Genomic DNA, 14,575 nt, shown 5'->3' on the forward strand with positions numbered 1-14,575 from the left:
GCAAGGGTAACCAAAAACTAAGAAGCGCGCTGGTGGAAGCAGCTAGGGCTGCAGCCCGAACTAAGAACACCTATTTGTCCAGTCAGTATCACCGCATTGCCGCAAGGCGTGGCGCGAATCGTGCCGCCGTGGCGGTTGCACACAGTATCTTGACCATCGTCTACCATATTTTACAACGAAAGCAACCTTATATTGAGCTAGGCCCAACCTATTATGAAGAACGCAGACGTCAGTCCGTCGTTAAACAATCTATCAAGAAACTCGAATCACTTGGATATAAGGTCATCATTGAAGCAATAGCCTAATTTTGTAAGTTAGTATATTATCCTTCTGCTGTCCGAATCCATTTTATGAAGAATGGATTAGTCGGGTTAGTTTGTTATTGCCTTTTTTATAGCGAGATCATTAATTTTCAGGATAGGTTAAAGAGATTATCGTCGGTGACGGCGAAGCCCGTATCCGGTACATATTGGTTCGTAACCCCAAGGAAGCCATAAAGGATAAATCTAAACGGGACGAGACAATCAACAAAATCAAGCAAGAACTGGCTGCTATCGGTGAACTTAACGGTGCTCCCCATACCAAGGCGGTGTGAAACTTAATTGCCCACCCCACATTCGGGTGATATCTAAAAACCGATAAGAAGGGCCAACCAAAACTGGACCAGGCCAAGATAAAAGCCGAAGAGAAACTGGACGGCAAGTACCTGTTGCGTACCTTGGACGATACCATCTCGCCTGAGGATGTGGCCCTTGGTTACAAGCAACTCTTGGAAGTGGAAGACGCCTTTCGCACCTTAAAGACCACTTTGGAACTCAGGCCGATGTATCACCGGCTGGAGGACCGGATCCGGTCCCATGTGCTGTTCTGCTGGCTGGCGCTGCTGCTGATCCGTTGCGCTGAAACCAAAACCGGTCATACCTGGCGCCAGATGCGGGATCACTTGCAGAGAATGCACTTGGGCGAGTTCCATACCAGTGACGGAAAGTTCCTGCAAAGAACAGAATTAACACCGTTTTTAAAGCAATTGTTTGGGGCTTTAAAAATCCCGTAGCCCCCGAAAATACAGGAGATCAGCCACAAAAAGCAGTGATCACACATAGTAACACGCGCCATTTTTTACCTAGCGCCGCTAGCCCATGCGGGAAGCCTTGTTGCGGCTTTTTTGTACCCAGGTATTGTCGAACGCGGGACACTCTTCCTGTTCGTAAAGGTGTTTGATATATTGTTGTTGGGTCATTGCTATCACCTCTTGTATCCCCTCCTGCGTTTGCCCAAATCAGACGGGTTTATTCTAGAGCGTGATAGCAATGCCCTTTTTTACCAGTGTAAAGCTATGTACTTTTTGGCTGCCGTTTTATGCATTTCTATTATGCCAAAAACATGCTACCCTTTTTTTATACAAAGGAAGTCACGACAACCTTTTTCATTGCGAAAAGCATATTAAAATGAAGTTATCCTCTACCAGCCCTCCACCTAGGCAAATCAGTGTGCTTTTTTGTGCCCACTTCTCACCCTATAAGAACAGCTCATCATTTTAAGCCAAGGAACTGACTGAAATTTAAGCTACAATACTGTATAAACAACCAACAGGTAGCCCATATAAATTTAACTTGACATTATCGTCATGACTGACTATAATGTCATTATAAAAATAGTCAGTCAATTAATAAGTGAAGTGGTGATGACAGCGTTCCTACAAGAATAGAGAACTATAATGCAGGGAGGATGTTTGGAATATGACATCACCGGGAACGGTAGAACAAACGAGCCTAACGTAACCGTCTTATGGACGATTGAGAATTGGAACGACTGAAAAGCTCGGTGATTTTCAGAGAGGGGGAATATACACCATAATTAGGACTTCCCAAGTGTTAAATAGAAGTGTCAAAATCTTTTAATATTTCGTTTCGGTTTGCTCAATGTGGTAGGCGATTCCAACCCTTTAACCAGATAACAGAAAAGGAGCGTGTTAGCATGAAGCTGATGTATATCGTACAACACGTTTAACCGAGTCCTACTGGCCGGCTGATACATCAAGGCCACTACACGACTGGACTGTCGCGCAGGTATTGCGGGAGGTTGCAGCAGAGGTTCCGGACTGTATTGCGCTGATCGAGGGTGTGCCCGACCCGGCCAAGCGCCGAAGGTGGATCTACGCTCAACTGCTCGCTTGTAGAACGAGTTGCTTCAGCCCTGCTTAACAGGTTTAAGCCCGGTGAGCGAGTCGCGATTTGAGCGCCAAATGTAGTAGGGTGGGTACTTATCGAATTCGGCTGTGCCATTGCGAGATTAGTTCTGGTCACTGTTAACTCGGCCAACAAAGCGAAGGAGCTAGAGTACGTGCTGCGTCAGTCAGACGCAGCTGGACTATTCCTCACGGATGAATACCGTGGCCATAATATGCTGGCCACCGCCAATCAGGTCCGCAATAATTTGCCCTCGCTGCGGGAGATCATTTGCATTACAGATTTCGAACATTTCATGAATACCGGTAACAGACCCACTAAGTTCCCAGAGATCAGGCCGGAAGCCCCCTTTGTTATCATGTACACATCTGGGACAACCGGCTATCCCAAAGGAGCCATTCTCCACAACAAGGGCATGACCAACAGTACTAACTTTATGGCTGAGCGTGCCGGGATGAAGGCCGGCGGTGCATGGATAATGTGATGCCCATGTTTCACATGGGTGGATGCGGGTTCTCTACACTGGGCACCCTCCATCTGCGTGGTACGCACGTCATTGTTATAGGATTTGATCCATCACTTTTCCTCGAGCTGGTCGAGACCGAGAAAGGTAAATTTGCTCTCCTTGTGCCTACAATGCTAGATGCTATATTAAACTTCCCCGAACGCAAAAAGTACAATATCTCGACGCTGAAGAATATACTATCCGGTGCATCGAAGGTGGAAGTCTCCCTGGTTCGTCGCGTTAAAAAGGAATTGGATTGCAGCATCTCCATCGTCTTCGGGCAAACGGAAATGCACGGAGGTATTACTCAAACGTATCTTGATGACACAATCGAGGATCAGGCCAAAACTATCGGGCAGCCTTATCCACAAATTGAGGTCAAGATCGCCGATCCCGTAACGGGCCAGGTGCTTCCTCTCGGGGTGGAGGGTGAGATCTGTTGTCGCGGCTATCAAACAATGATCGGCTATTACAATATGCCGGAAGAAACCGCGGCTGTGTTCAAGAGCGATGGATGGCTCCATTCGGGCGATCTCGGATCCATGGACGAGCGTGGTTTCCTGAAAATCACGGGCCGATTGAAGGATATAATTATCAGGGGCGGCGAGAACATCTACCCGGCCGAGATCGAGAACTTACTTAAAAAACACCCGAAAATCGCCAATGCGGTAGTGGTCGGCGTGCCGGATGAGTACTGGGGCGAGCAAGTGGGGGAGATTATCATACCTAAGTCGCCAGAGAACCGGCCAACGCATGAGGATTACACGACTATTGCCGCGCGAATCTAGCAGTTTTCAAGACGCCCAAGTTTTGGTACTTCACAAACGAATTTCCCTATACGACAACGGGAAGCTTCAGAAATTCATGCTTCGCGAGCTTATCCAAAAAGGTGAGTTGAAACATGAAAAAAATCAAAATAATGAAGGCCTACGTATGTGGCTTAGGAGGAAAGGATCCTTATGCACGATGTTTACATTATAGGTATTGGAATGAACCGGTTTGGCAAGTACCCCGGAGAGACCGTGCGTACCATGGCGGAGAAAGTTATTCGCCAAGCTTTGGACGATGCGGGGCTCAATAAACAGGACCTTCAGGCCTGCTTTTTTTCCAATACTTTCTGGGGCATGTTTAACAACCAGCATTCAATCCGGGGGCAAGTGATTTTCAGGGGAATGGGCATTGATCGGATACCCGTGACCAATGTAGAGAATGCATGCGCAGGGGCGTCGACCGCTCTTCACTTGGCTTATACAGGGGTTCGGGCGGGAATGTTCGACGTAGCCATTGCCGTTGGCTCCGAGAAGCTTACAAACCCCGACAAAACCAAGTCTTTGAGTGCCTATTCAAGTTGTATGGATGTGGAGAATTTCGACCGCCAGATCGATTTACTTATGGAGTATGGAAAAAACCTCCGAATTTCTTTGCCTCCCGGTGAATCCGCACCTGGATCGGGACGAAGTGTTTTTATGGACGTTTACGCCATGATGGCTCGTTGGCATATGAGCAAGTACGGAACAACCCAAAGACAATTGGCGGTCATTGCCTCGAAAAATCACTTCCACGCTTCTCTCAATCCCAACGCCCAGTACCAAAACCTAATGAGCGTAGAGGAGGTCTTGGCGGACAGCCCGGTGACTTTTCCCCTGACACGCAGTATGTGCGCACCCGTAGGAGATGGTGCTGCGGCTGCCATCGTCTGCTCGGAGTCGTTCCTAAAAAAGGTTGGCCGGAGCCGGGCGGTGAAAATTCTAGCCTCGGTCCTGGGACAGGGTGCTGACCGGGATCTCGACGGAGAGGACATCGGCGAGCGTCTCGCCAAAGCCGCCTATGAGATGGCCGGACTCGGCCCTGGGGATATTGATCTGGCGGAGTTACATGATGCCACAGCATATGGAGAATTGCACCAGTGCGAAGCGATGGGTTTTTGTGCCCCTGGAGAGGGAGGGCCATATGCCGAAACCGGTGCGACAAAACTGGGCGGAGCAAAACCGATCAACACGAGCGGCGGCCTGGAAGGCAGAGGGCATCCCATCGGCGCATCCGGTCTTGCTCAGATTCACGAACTCGTTACTCAGATCAGGGGAGAAGCGGGTAAGAGACAAGTGGACGGGGCAAGAATAGGACTTGCAGAGAATGGCGGCGGAAGCATCGGCGTCGAGGAAGCAGCAATGTGCATCCACATTTTGGGGAAAGCGTAGATAGTCCATAAAATACATGTGAGGTGGATTATTATGGATTTTGAGTTAACTGACGAAATGAAGATGCTGAAGGATATGGCCTTCAAGTTTGCCCAGACTGAAATTACCCCTATTTCCGCGCAATGTGATCGAGAAGAGAAATACACACCGGAAATCCGCAAGAAAGCCGCGGAATTGGGGCTTGTTGGAGCCTGGATTCCAGAACAGTATGGCGGGGCGGGTGCGGGAATACTTGGACACACCATTATTACTGAACAGCTTTCCCGGATAGACATGGGGATTGCCACAAACATTATTACGGCCAGTTTTGGTTGTGAAGCTATTTATCTCTATGGGACTGAGGAACAGAAAGAAACGTATCTACCCCCTGTCTGCCGGGGGGAATGGGTATCGGCAGGAGCATTTACCGAACCGAATGCAGGTACAGATGTTGCTGGTTATAAAACGCGAGCTGTCCGAGATGGAAATGATTTTATCATTAATGGTAACAAGATGTTCATAACCAATGGCACAGTCTGTGATTTTATGGTGGTCCAGGCGATTACCAAACCGGAAGAAAAAAGACACAATAGATTTTCCCAGATCATCGTGCATGCCAATTCTGAGGGAATTACAAGAAACAAGCTACACGGAAAATTAGGAATCCGGGCTAGTGATACCGCCGAAATTGTTTTCGAGAATGTTCGAGTACCGCAGTCTAATCTTGTAGGTAAAGATGGCAACGGTTTTCGCCAGCTCATGCATTTCTTTGATGTGACCCGGATGATGGTTGCAGGCCAGGCGCTTGGTCTTTCCCAGGCCTGTCTCGACGCGGCTGTGAAGTATGCTAAAGAGAGGACTGCCTTTGGCAACCCAATAGGGAGTTATCAGGCTACCATGACCAAATTGACTGAGATGGCAATAAAAATCGAATCACTTCGAAATCTTGTTTACAAAGCAGCATGGCTTATTGATATAGGCAAACCGGATTTCACACTTTCCGCCATGGCTAAATATCTGGGCGGGCAGACAGCTGTGTTTTGCGCCAATGCCGCCGTGGAAATTCACGGAGGATATGGCTATATGGAGGAATACAGCGTCCAAAAATGGTACCGTGATGCCAAAATACTCGAACTTTATGAAGGGACGAAGGAAGCGGAGATCATGGCCATTGGGCGAGTCCTGCAATCCCAATAATACACTGTGAACTAAGAAGGAGAACAAAAATGAGAGATGTCGTAATTGTATCCGCATGCCGGACAGCAATAGGGTCATTCGGAGGCACGCTAAGGGATCTCAATGCTCCGATAATTGCCAGTGCCGCGATGAAAGGCGCGATTCAAAGAGCCATGATAGATCCGGGAATAATCAACGATGTCCGCTTTGGGTCGAGCTTTGAACATCCTGATAGTAATAATGTGGCCCGGGTTGCTTCGTTGATGGCAGGAGTTCCGGAAACGTCAACCGCTGTGACGATCAACAGGGTTTGCGTATCGGGAATGGAAGCCGTTGTTTCCGGTATGGCCATGATCAAGTCGGGTCTTTTCGATGTTGTTCTGGCGGGTGGTGTTGAGCACATGTCGGGCGTCCCTTATAGTGTTCTATCTGCCAGATGGGGGAGCCGCCTGCAGGACGGAGTTTTTGTAGATAATCTTATCCATGGACTACATGGCGGTTCGCGTTTCCTTCCCGGGCCGGAGAACGGGCCCGTCAAGGAAGGGCCGATTATTGAGGCGGGCCGGGGCAAGCCCTATATTATGGGTTACACGGCTGAAGTAGTAGCCCAAATGTACAACATCAGCCGCCAAGAGATGGATGAAGTGGCCCTGCGTAGTCATAACAACGCCGAACGGGCTACAAAGGACGGATCGTTCAGTGAAGAGATCGTACCCATTGAGGTTCCCCAGAAAAAAGGAAAGCCACCGGTTATCTTTGACAGAGACGAACATTTTATTCCAGGCCTTACAATGGAAAGGCTTGCAGCACTGCCTCCCGCTTTCGTTCCTAAAATAGGTAAAGTAACTGCTGGAAATTCTTCCGGGATGAATGACGGCGCTGCTGCAATGATCATCATGTCTGCCAAGAAGGCGAAAGAGTTGGGTCTAAAGCCTATTGCCAGGATAAAGGCCGTCGGCTTTGGGGGATGCCATCCCTCAATTATGGGAATGAGTCCTGTTCCGGCAGTTAAGAACTTGATGTCCAGATCAGGCCTTAGGCTTGACGATTTTGAACTCATAGAAGTCAACGAGGCTTTTGCTGCTCAGTATATCGCTGTTGAGCGTGAACTTGGCCTAAACCGTGAGATTACAAATGTAAATGGGTCCGGATGCGGCCTGGGTCACCCAGTTGGAGCTACCGGGTGCCGGATCATGGTCACATTGCTTTACGCCATGAAAAAAAGGGGAAAGACTCTGGGACTGGCGACACTTTGCGGTGGCGGAGGTATATCAATGGCGGTCGCTTTGGAGATGATTTAAAAATCAATTGTTCTTAATTAACAATAGCTGGTAATGGTTTTGTCAGTGATACTTATACCCCTGGTTCGCTTCAACATGGTTTTTTGCAATTGTGCAAAAGTCTCACTTACTAACAACGGTAGCCTATATAGGCATTAACCTAATCAAAAAGGGGAGGGGTTATTGAATAAGAAGGTGCAAAATAGTCAAAACGTTTGCCAATCATATTTGTAAAAGTGCCAAGAATTTAAAAATTTAAGGAGGGATCTGAATGAGCCTATCTCGTGTAGGAACTTACGTTAATGGTATTTTGCATCAAAAGTCGGCAATCTATCGTGAAAGGCGTTTAACAGAGTCTTTCTGGTCGGGAGAAACTCATAATATTCTTTATTATACTACTATTCCATTTTGGCTACGGAAAAATGCCTTTGAGGTACCGGATCGCTTGGCTTTGGTTGAGGGAATCCCCGATGCTAGCAAACGTCGAACTTGGACCTATGCTGAACTACTCAGGGACGCAGAGCGGATCGCCTATGCCTTGCTCAACAAATATAATCCGGGTGATCGAATTGCAATTATGGCGCCTAATGTTGTTGAGTGGGCGTTGATGCAATATGGTATTGCCATAGCCGGAATGATAAGGGTTACGCTTAATCCCGCCTATCATGCCCGAGAAATCGAACACATTTTGAAGACGGCCGAAGTAGCGGCAGTCTTTACTATGAAAAATTATCGCGGCAATAAAATGATAGACACGATCAAGTCCATACGCGAATCTCTACCCACTTTGCAAGATGTATATGACCTGGAAGAATTGGATGATTTTATTAACACTGGCAAACCAGTCAAATTGCCGGAGGTTAAGCCGGAGGATATCGACGTTATCATGTTTACTTCAGGTACAACCGGTAATCCTAAAGGAGCTATGCTTAACCATTTTGGCATGACTAACAGTGTCAGGTTCATGGCTCAGCGCGCAGGTTTGGAAAATGGCGGCGTCTGGATCAATGTAATGCCATTGTTTTTCATGGGTGGAAATGGGTTTGCTTCCCTGGGTACACTCCAGCAGCAAGCTACCCATGTCCTGGTCATAGAATTTGATGTGCCGCTCTTCCTATCACTGATGGAAGAATATAAAGGTACCTTCTCGCTGCTTGTCCCAACAATGATGGAAGCTATATTAGCCTATCCCGACCTGAAGAAATATGATCTTTCGTCCTGGAAATATGTGCTATCTGGAGCATCTAAGGTGGAAGCTGACCTGGTTCGCCGTTTTAAAAAGGTTTTAGGCTGCGATATCTCTATTGTTTGCGGACAGACTGAAGCGCACGGCGGTTATACCCAAACCCATCGTGATGACTCTCCCGAGGATCAGGCTGAGACCATCGGACAACCCTATCCAATGATAGACTTCAAGATTGCGGATGGAGAGACCGGAGCGGTTCTTCCTATCGGCGAGGAAGGTGAGATATGTATTCGCGGTTATCAGGTGATGCGCGGTTATTATAATAATCCAGCGAGTACTGCGGAGGCGATTGATGAAGAAGGATGGCTGCATTCTGGCGACCTCGGTGTTATGGACGAACGCGGTTTCGTAAGATTTACGGGTCGGTTAAAGGATATGATCATTCGTGGTGGTGTAAACATCTATCCGGCAGAGGTTGAGAACCTGCTGAAAGAGCATCCCAAGGTGGACAAGGTGGCTGTAGTAGGTGTGCCGGATGAGTATTGGGGCGAGCAAGTGGCGGCGTTAATTATCCCCAAATCCTTCGATGACCTACCCTCAATCGAGGAGCTAGATGCCTTCTGCTTAAATAATCTGGCGCGCTTTAAGAGGCCCCGGTTTTACGCGTTCGTGAAAGAGTTTCCCATGACTGGTACAGGTAAACTCCGGAAGTTCAAGCTCAAAGAGGACATCGTAAATGGTGTACTGAAACTTAAGCCCGTTCAGAGTGGGCAGAAGGAGTAACAAGAGAGATAAACATCTAAGAGTTTGAAAAGGGCCACCGGATAATGCTTGTTTATTTGAGATTTTAAATAACCTGGGAGCTAACAAGACTCTGAGGTCCCCCAGTAGTGCTGACCTTATCCAGCATCCTTGCGCACTATTAGTACTAGCCTCTTTTTCGGTGTTACACGGCCGGCTGCTGCCCCCGGACCGAAAAAAGGGTGCAGCGTGGGGGTGAGCAGTATAAGTCAACAGCGGGGACGCATTCTTAAGAAAGCACTATCGTGCAAGGAGGGATAGTGTCTCCCCAAAACCAGCCTCGCGGCAAAAATTATCCTGGGGAATTTCAAAATCCTCCTATTTAAGCTTGTGGATATGCCGCTCGTGTGGACTTGTGGACAGGCGGAGGAGAATCTTCCCCTGCCGGGAGTTGTTAAAACGAAAAACTTTGTTTACAGGCGGTCCGTTGGTCTACCTCCCGCCTGTCCACAGGGTTCACACTCGCTTGGACAACGCTTCGCGTTACCTACATACCCACAAGCTCGGCGGCGACGAAATCATTAATCATCATGACCAAAACCATTATTTAGTTTTCAAGGATCGATTTTAAAGGTTAAACACGCGTTCCAATTACATCTAACAACGCCTGAAGCATACTTCTGTTTACAAAAAGATGGCTAAACTGAACTGATGAGCATTTTATACTTGGCCTTACCATGGACAGGCTGGCAGTCCTGCTGCCTGGATTTGTACCGAAAATTAGCAAGGTAACCGCCATGGTCAGATTGCTTTATGCCATGAAAAAACGGGGAAAGACTTTGGGTCTGGCGACATTTTGCGGTAGTGGAGGTATATCAATGGCGGTCGCTTTGGAGATGATTTAAAAAATCCTTTTGAGCTTATATTAGAAATCAAATCTGAAAGGAGAAAAAACATGTTAACAAAACTGGACGGAAGAGTTGCACTGGTCACAGGTGGCGCTGACGGGATAGGCAAAGCCTCGGCTTTGAAGCTTGCTAAGAGCGGAGCTGATGTAGTAATCGCGGACAGAAACCGCGATGCAGCCATGAAGGTTGTGTCAGAGATAAAGGCTATGGGCAGGCGTGCTACCTTTCAAGAATGTGACCTGTGGGTTTATGATTCCGTAAAAGAGATGGCTGACCGTGCTATCGCCGAGATGGGAAAGGTTGACATTCTTATAGCAAGCGGTGCCACCACCGTGAAGTACGCCAAGTTCTTTCATGAACTTGATCCCAATGACTATGTTGGCTGCCTAAACAGTCAGCAATGGGCACGGCTTTATATCATACGCGCATTGCTGGATCATATGAAAGAGCAGAATTATGGAAAAATTGTCATCATTACCAGTGATGCGGGGAGAATTGCGACCCCGCGTGAATCCCTCATTGGGTCAGCTGCAGCAGGTTTGGTGCTAATGACCAAGACGTTGGCCAGTGAGTTTGCTCGTTGGCAAATTCGTGTGAACGCTCTCTGTCTAACTGTGATCCAAGGCTCTCCTGCTTTTGAGGCGGTTATGGCTACTGAGGCACGTCATGTATTTCAAAAAGCTCTTGAGCGTGCGCGACTGGGCCTTCCAACACCGGAAGATGTGGCAGAAGCAGCTCTGTTCATGGCCTCACCGGAATCTGATCGAATTACTGGTCAGATCCTGAGTATCAATGGCGGGCTATCATTCCCTGGATAAGCCATCTTTTAAAGGACAATCACCAGGCCTTGACCGGTCGTATTCCGATTATGCTGTTATAAGCTAGTCAACCAACAAGTCAAGGGAGGCTATATAACTATGAAGATTAAAGGATCAGCTGATGAAATACTGAATAATTTGGCTGAAATTACAGACCAACCATACGAGAAAGCTAAAGAGTGGAAAAAGCTCTCTGGATCAAAGGTTATTGGTTTATTTCCCATGCATTTCCCGGAGGAGTTAATTCACGCCGCTAGAATTTTACCCGTTTTACTTCAAGAGAGCGATGAACCGGTAACAGCCGGACATGCTTATTATTATCCATTTTTTTGTGGTCTATCCCGCAGTGTAATAGATCAAGCCGCAAAGGGCTATTTAGACTTTTTGGACGGATTCATGGCGGGTGATTATTGTATTCAAGTCGTCGGGGCTGGTGAAGTTTTAGGGGTGCTTCTTCGGAAGGCAAATAGCATGTTTTTCCGGCTTCCTGTAGGTAATCAGTCTTGGACGCTAGCTGATATTACCCAAGGCTTAAAGGAAATAAAACGAGATATCGAAACGTTTAGCGGTGAAGAGATTAGTGATGAAGCCATCCGTGAAAGTATACGTATCTATAACATGAACCGGGGCCTCATCAGGAAGCTTTATGAAATAAAATCATTAAATCCATGGATCCTCAATTCAAGGGAAATAGTAACCATAATCAAATCAAGCATGGTTATACCAAAGGATGAGCATAATACAATCTTAACGAGCCTTTTGCAGGTACTTCCCAATCGGAAGGTATCCCAGAAGGAAGGAGTGCGCGTCTTTGTTTCCGGCAGCCTGTGTGGAGCGCCCAAGTACGACATATTGTCGATGATTGAGCAATCCGGGGCGATTGTGGTGGGTGACGATCTTTTCCATGGATATAGATATGTAAGCACGGATATAAATGAGGAAATGGAACCGCTGGAGGCCATTGCCGCTCATTACCTGGAAAAGAACAAAGATGTACCTTGTCCGACTAGATGTGATCCCACAACCGATTGGCCTCAATACCTTATCGACTCTATGAGAAAGCATGAGGCAGAAAAGCTCGTGATTTTAATGGCGAAGTATTGCGAACCTCATATGTTCTTTTATCCTGACATTAAGGAAGCATTGGAAAAGGCCGGAATCCCCCACCTTCTAATTGAAATGGAGCACGAAGTGGTTTCTCTCGAAGCCTTAAGGACCAGGATAGAAGCCTTTATTGAAATGAAGTAATCCAAAGCGATGTCAAATAAGCTAAGCACATAGACTAAGAAAGAAGGGGTGACATAGATGAGCGTACAGGAAACCAAAAAGGCTAATAGGCTCAAGTCAGGAAAGATGGTTAACAAGTTAGTTAATGAGTATTGGCAAGACCTTATCCATGCGAAGGAGAACGGCAAACTGGTAGTTTATACAACGGGTTTACCTATAGGTCCGTTTATGGCGGCGCAGGATATGGCGTGGATTCACGGAGAAGGTTACGGAGCGCGTGTAGCGGCGCGGCATGAGGAGAAGGAGCCGCAAATAATCGCTGAGCGGCGTGGATATAATCGTGAGCTTTGCTCATATGCCAGAACTCAGCTCGGATGTGTTATGTTCGCCGAAAGAGGCGTTCCCGATGACATGATTGTCGGGCCCATTGCAAGCGAAATACCAACGCCGGACGCCATTGTGACCTGTTATCCCGGTTGTTCCAGCGGGCCGCAGTGGGATTGGGCCATTGAACGTCTCTTTGGTAAAAAAATTCCCTGGTTCAATGTGGTAATTCCTTATCATTATGGACGCAACGGCTCCAGTTACATGAGCGGCCAAGAATTTGAAGAGGAAGTTGCCTATGTTAAGAGACAATTTGAGGATTTGATCCGGTTTTTAGAGGAGTTAAGTGGTCGTCCCTATAACTGGGATAAATTTTGCGAGTTAATGGCTGTTACAAAGAAAGTAGGTAAATTGCGTATGGAAGCAATGGAGATGTGTAAGGCGAAACCGTCTCCCGCCAGCTTCTTTGACTGGAGTATTTATATTGCACCGGTTAATTATTTAACGGCATGGCCGGGAACGGTGGAATGTCTGGAAGCAGTCAAGGCAGAGGTGCAAGAGAGAATCGACAACAATGTTAGTGCCGTTCCGAATGAAAAGTATAGACTTTTTTGGGAAGGGATTATGAATTGGAATAAACTGGGTTGGATGGCTGACAAGTTTGCTAGTTTCGACGCATGTGTAGTAGCGGGCCGATATACCCATTTGGCATTCTGGCATGAGCCTGATGCTATTGATCCTGAAAATCCCTTGGAGGGAATAGCGATCAATCACCTTGAGTGCCAACTTAACCTTGGTTACCCGATTACGGAGGAACGGATGATGAAATTATGCCGCGATTATTCCATCGACGGCGTCATCCTACATGGAGCGAGAACATGCAGATCCTTTGCACGGTCACATTATTTGTTGGCTGAATCCTTGAGTCGCAAGATGGATATCAGTTCAACCATGTTTGAAGGGGACATGGTCGACGAATCATTCTATCAGGATGAAATCGTCAACACACGAATCGAAGCGCTGCTTGAAAGCCTGGATGCCAAGAAAAACAGGTGATGACAGTGCTGATACATGGCATCGGCCACTTGGGAGTGCCAATACCTTCTCAAGAACGTATACGACAATAAGGGAATGAGTTAGATGATATCGAAAACGGCAAATTCCATCCCTGCTATTTCAAAAGTTGAACGTGCTGCCCTTTTTACATTGGGTATTGATAGCGGGTCTTTAACTGCCAAAGCAGTGATTATGGATGGGAACAGGCGGATTGTTTCGCATAGTGTCAAACAGCTGGAATTCGTCAGCGAGAAAGCAGTAAAGATTGCAATGGACAATGCTTTAGCAGCAGCAGGTTTGGAGCTTAGTGATATGGCATACATAGTTAGTACCGGGTATGGACGCCGTAGATTTAGCTTTGCGAATAAGGCCATCACGGAAATAAGCTGCCATGCCAAGGGGGCTAACTATGTCTTCCCGGACGCCAGAACTGTGATCGACATCGGTGGTCAGGATAGTAAAGTTATCTCAGTTGACCCTTTGGGAAACGTCCAAAACTTTGCCATGAACGATACCTGTGCTGCCGGAACTGGGCAGTTTCTGGAAGTAATGGCAAGAGCACTGGGAGTAGGACTAGAAAAAATTGGCGAGCTGTCGCTGGAATCGCTGACTAAGCTCAAAATAAGCAGTATGTGTACTGTATTTGCTGAGTCAGAAGTCATATCTCTTGTTGCCCAAGGACACACAAAGGCGGATATTCTTGCTGCCATACACGAGGCTATTGCCAGGAGAATCACAGGATTGGTGGGGCGTGTAGGCTTGCGCCAACCGGTGATCATGACAGGAGGAGTTGCTAAAAATATCGGAGTTGTCCGGGCTTTGGAAAAGGAATTAGGTGTTTCTATAACTGTCCCCGGTGAGCCCCAGATAGTGGGAGCTTTAGGAGCGGCGCTATTTGCTCTGGACTACGCTTTGGCAGCCAGCCAAAATCAAAACGTTGGGACAAAAGCACCGGGAACTGAAAATTGTTAGCTAAGAGTCAGAAAGG

At 47.3% G+C, this 14,575-nt stretch carries 10 protein-coding genes and 2 pseudogenes; all 12 read left to right on the plus strand.

Features of this window, described 5'->3' with window-relative positions:
- Positions 1 to 305: pseudogene (locus IT084_RS07625) on the plus strand (IS110 family transposase); the annotation flags it as partial.
- Positions 306 to 709: 404 nt separating this feature from the next.
- A complete protein-coding gene (locus tag IT084_RS18140; RefSeq protein WP_243276840.1) occupies positions 710 to 1,054 on the plus strand; it encodes a hypothetical protein in 345 nt (114 codons plus the stop codon).
- Between the two features lie 1,196 nt (positions 1,055 to 2,250).
- Positions 2,251 to 2,673 (plus strand): annotated as a pseudogene (locus tag IT084_RS18560) (AMP-binding protein); the annotation flags it as partial.
- Positions 2,661 to 3,482: a class I adenylate-forming enzyme family protein gene (locus IT084_RS18565; RefSeq protein WP_195712263.1), complete on the plus strand. Its 822-nt coding sequence runs from the start codon at positions 2,661 to 2,663 to the stop codon at positions 3,480 to 3,482. The pseudogene IT084_RS18560 and the gene IT084_RS18565, both read left to right, overlap by 13 nt.
- A gap of 171 nt (positions 3,483 to 3,653) precedes the next feature.
- Entirely contained in the window at positions 3,654 to 4,892 is a 1,239-nt protein-coding gene (locus IT084_RS07645) for a thiolase family protein (protein ID WP_195712264.1), read from the plus strand.
- A 33-nt stretch (positions 4,893 to 4,925) separates the two neighbouring features.
- The gene (locus IT084_RS07650) at positions 4,926 to 6,068 is read left to right on the plus strand and encodes an acyl-CoA dehydrogenase family protein (RefSeq protein WP_195712265.1); all 1,143 of its coding nucleotides are present in this window, start codon (positions 4,926 to 4,928) and stop codon (positions 6,066 to 6,068) included.
- 29 nt (positions 6,069 to 6,097) lie between these two features.
- Positions 6,098 to 7,348: an acetyl-CoA C-acyltransferase gene (locus IT084_RS07655; protein ID WP_195712266.1), complete on the plus strand. Its 1,251-nt coding sequence runs from the start codon at positions 6,098 to 6,100 to the stop codon at positions 7,346 to 7,348.
- Between the two features lie 250 nt (positions 7,349 to 7,598).
- Positions 7,599 to 9,296 carry a class I adenylate-forming enzyme family protein gene (locus IT084_RS07660; protein WP_195712267.1) on the plus strand — a complete coding sequence of 566 codons (1,698 nt, stop codon included), beginning with the start codon at positions 7,599 to 7,601 and terminating at the stop codon, positions 9,294 to 9,296.
- Positions 9,297 to 10,209: 913 nt separating this feature from the next.
- Positions 10,210 to 10,980: an SDR family NAD(P)-dependent oxidoreductase gene (locus tag IT084_RS07665; protein WP_195712268.1), complete on the plus strand. Its 771-nt coding sequence runs from the start codon at positions 10,210 to 10,212 to the stop codon at positions 10,978 to 10,980.
- A 99-nt stretch (positions 10,981 to 11,079) separates the two neighbouring features.
- On the plus strand, positions 11,080 to 12,228 hold the full coding sequence (locus IT084_RS07670) for a 2-hydroxyacyl-CoA dehydratase subunit D (RefSeq protein WP_195712269.1): 1,149 nt from the start codon (positions 11,080 to 11,082) through the stop codon (positions 12,226 to 12,228).
- A gap of 57 nt (positions 12,229 to 12,285) precedes the next feature.
- Positions 12,286 to 13,587, plus strand: a complete 1,302-nt coding sequence (locus IT084_RS07675; RefSeq protein WP_195712270.1) for a 2-hydroxyacyl-CoA dehydratase subunit D — start codon at positions 12,286 to 12,288, stop codon at positions 13,585 to 13,587.
- Positions 13,588 to 13,671: 84 nt separating this feature from the next.
- The gene (locus tag IT084_RS07680; protein ID WP_195712271.1) at positions 13,672 to 14,559 is read left to right on the plus strand and encodes an acyl-CoA dehydratase activase; all 888 of its coding nucleotides are present in this window, start codon (positions 13,672 to 13,674) and stop codon (positions 14,557 to 14,559) included.
- Positions 14,560 to 14,575: the final 16 nt, after the last annotated feature.

It is taken from the genome of Desulfallas sp. Bu1-1 (genome assembly GCF_015594625.1).
GTDB lineage: Bacteria > Bacillota > Desulfotomaculia > Desulfotomaculales > Desulfallaceae > JADNRQ01.

What these genes read in the sequence shown, in the direction of transcription:
- IT084_RS07675 (WP_195712270.1), top strand. Translation starts at nt 12,286, where the DNA reads ATGAGCGTACAGGAAACCAAAAAGGCTAATAGGCTCAAGTCAGGAAAG.
- IT084_RS07665 (WP_195712268.1), top strand. Translation starts at nt 10,210, where the DNA reads ATGTTAACAAAACTGGACGGAAGAGTTGCACTGGTCACAGGTGGCGCT.
- IT084_RS07660 (WP_195712267.1), top strand. Translation starts at nt 7,599, where the DNA reads ATGAGCCTATCTCGTGTAGGAACTTACGTTAATGGTATTTTGCATCAA.
- IT084_RS18565 (WP_195712263.1), top strand. Translation starts at nt 2,661, where the DNA reads ATGGATAATGTGATGCCCATGTTTCACATGGGTGGATGCGGGTTCTCT.
- IT084_RS07670 (WP_195712269.1), top strand. Translation starts at nt 11,080, where the DNA reads ATGAAGATTAAAGGATCAGCTGATGAAATACTGAATAATTTGGCTGAA.
- IT084_RS07650 (WP_195712265.1), top strand. Translation starts at nt 4,926, where the DNA reads ATGGATTTTGAGTTAACTGACGAAATGAAGATGCTGAAGGATATGGCC.
- IT084_RS07645 (WP_195712264.1), top strand. Translation starts at nt 3,654, where the DNA reads ATGCACGATGTTTACATTATAGGTATTGGAATGAACCGGTTTGGCAAG.
- IT084_RS07655 (WP_195712266.1), top strand. Translation starts at nt 6,098, where the DNA reads ATGAGAGATGTCGTAATTGTATCCGCATGCCGGACAGCAATAGGGTCA.
- IT084_RS07680 (WP_195712271.1), top strand. Translation starts at nt 13,672, where the DNA reads ATGATATCGAAAACGGCAAATTCCATCCCTGCTATTTCAAAAGTTGAA.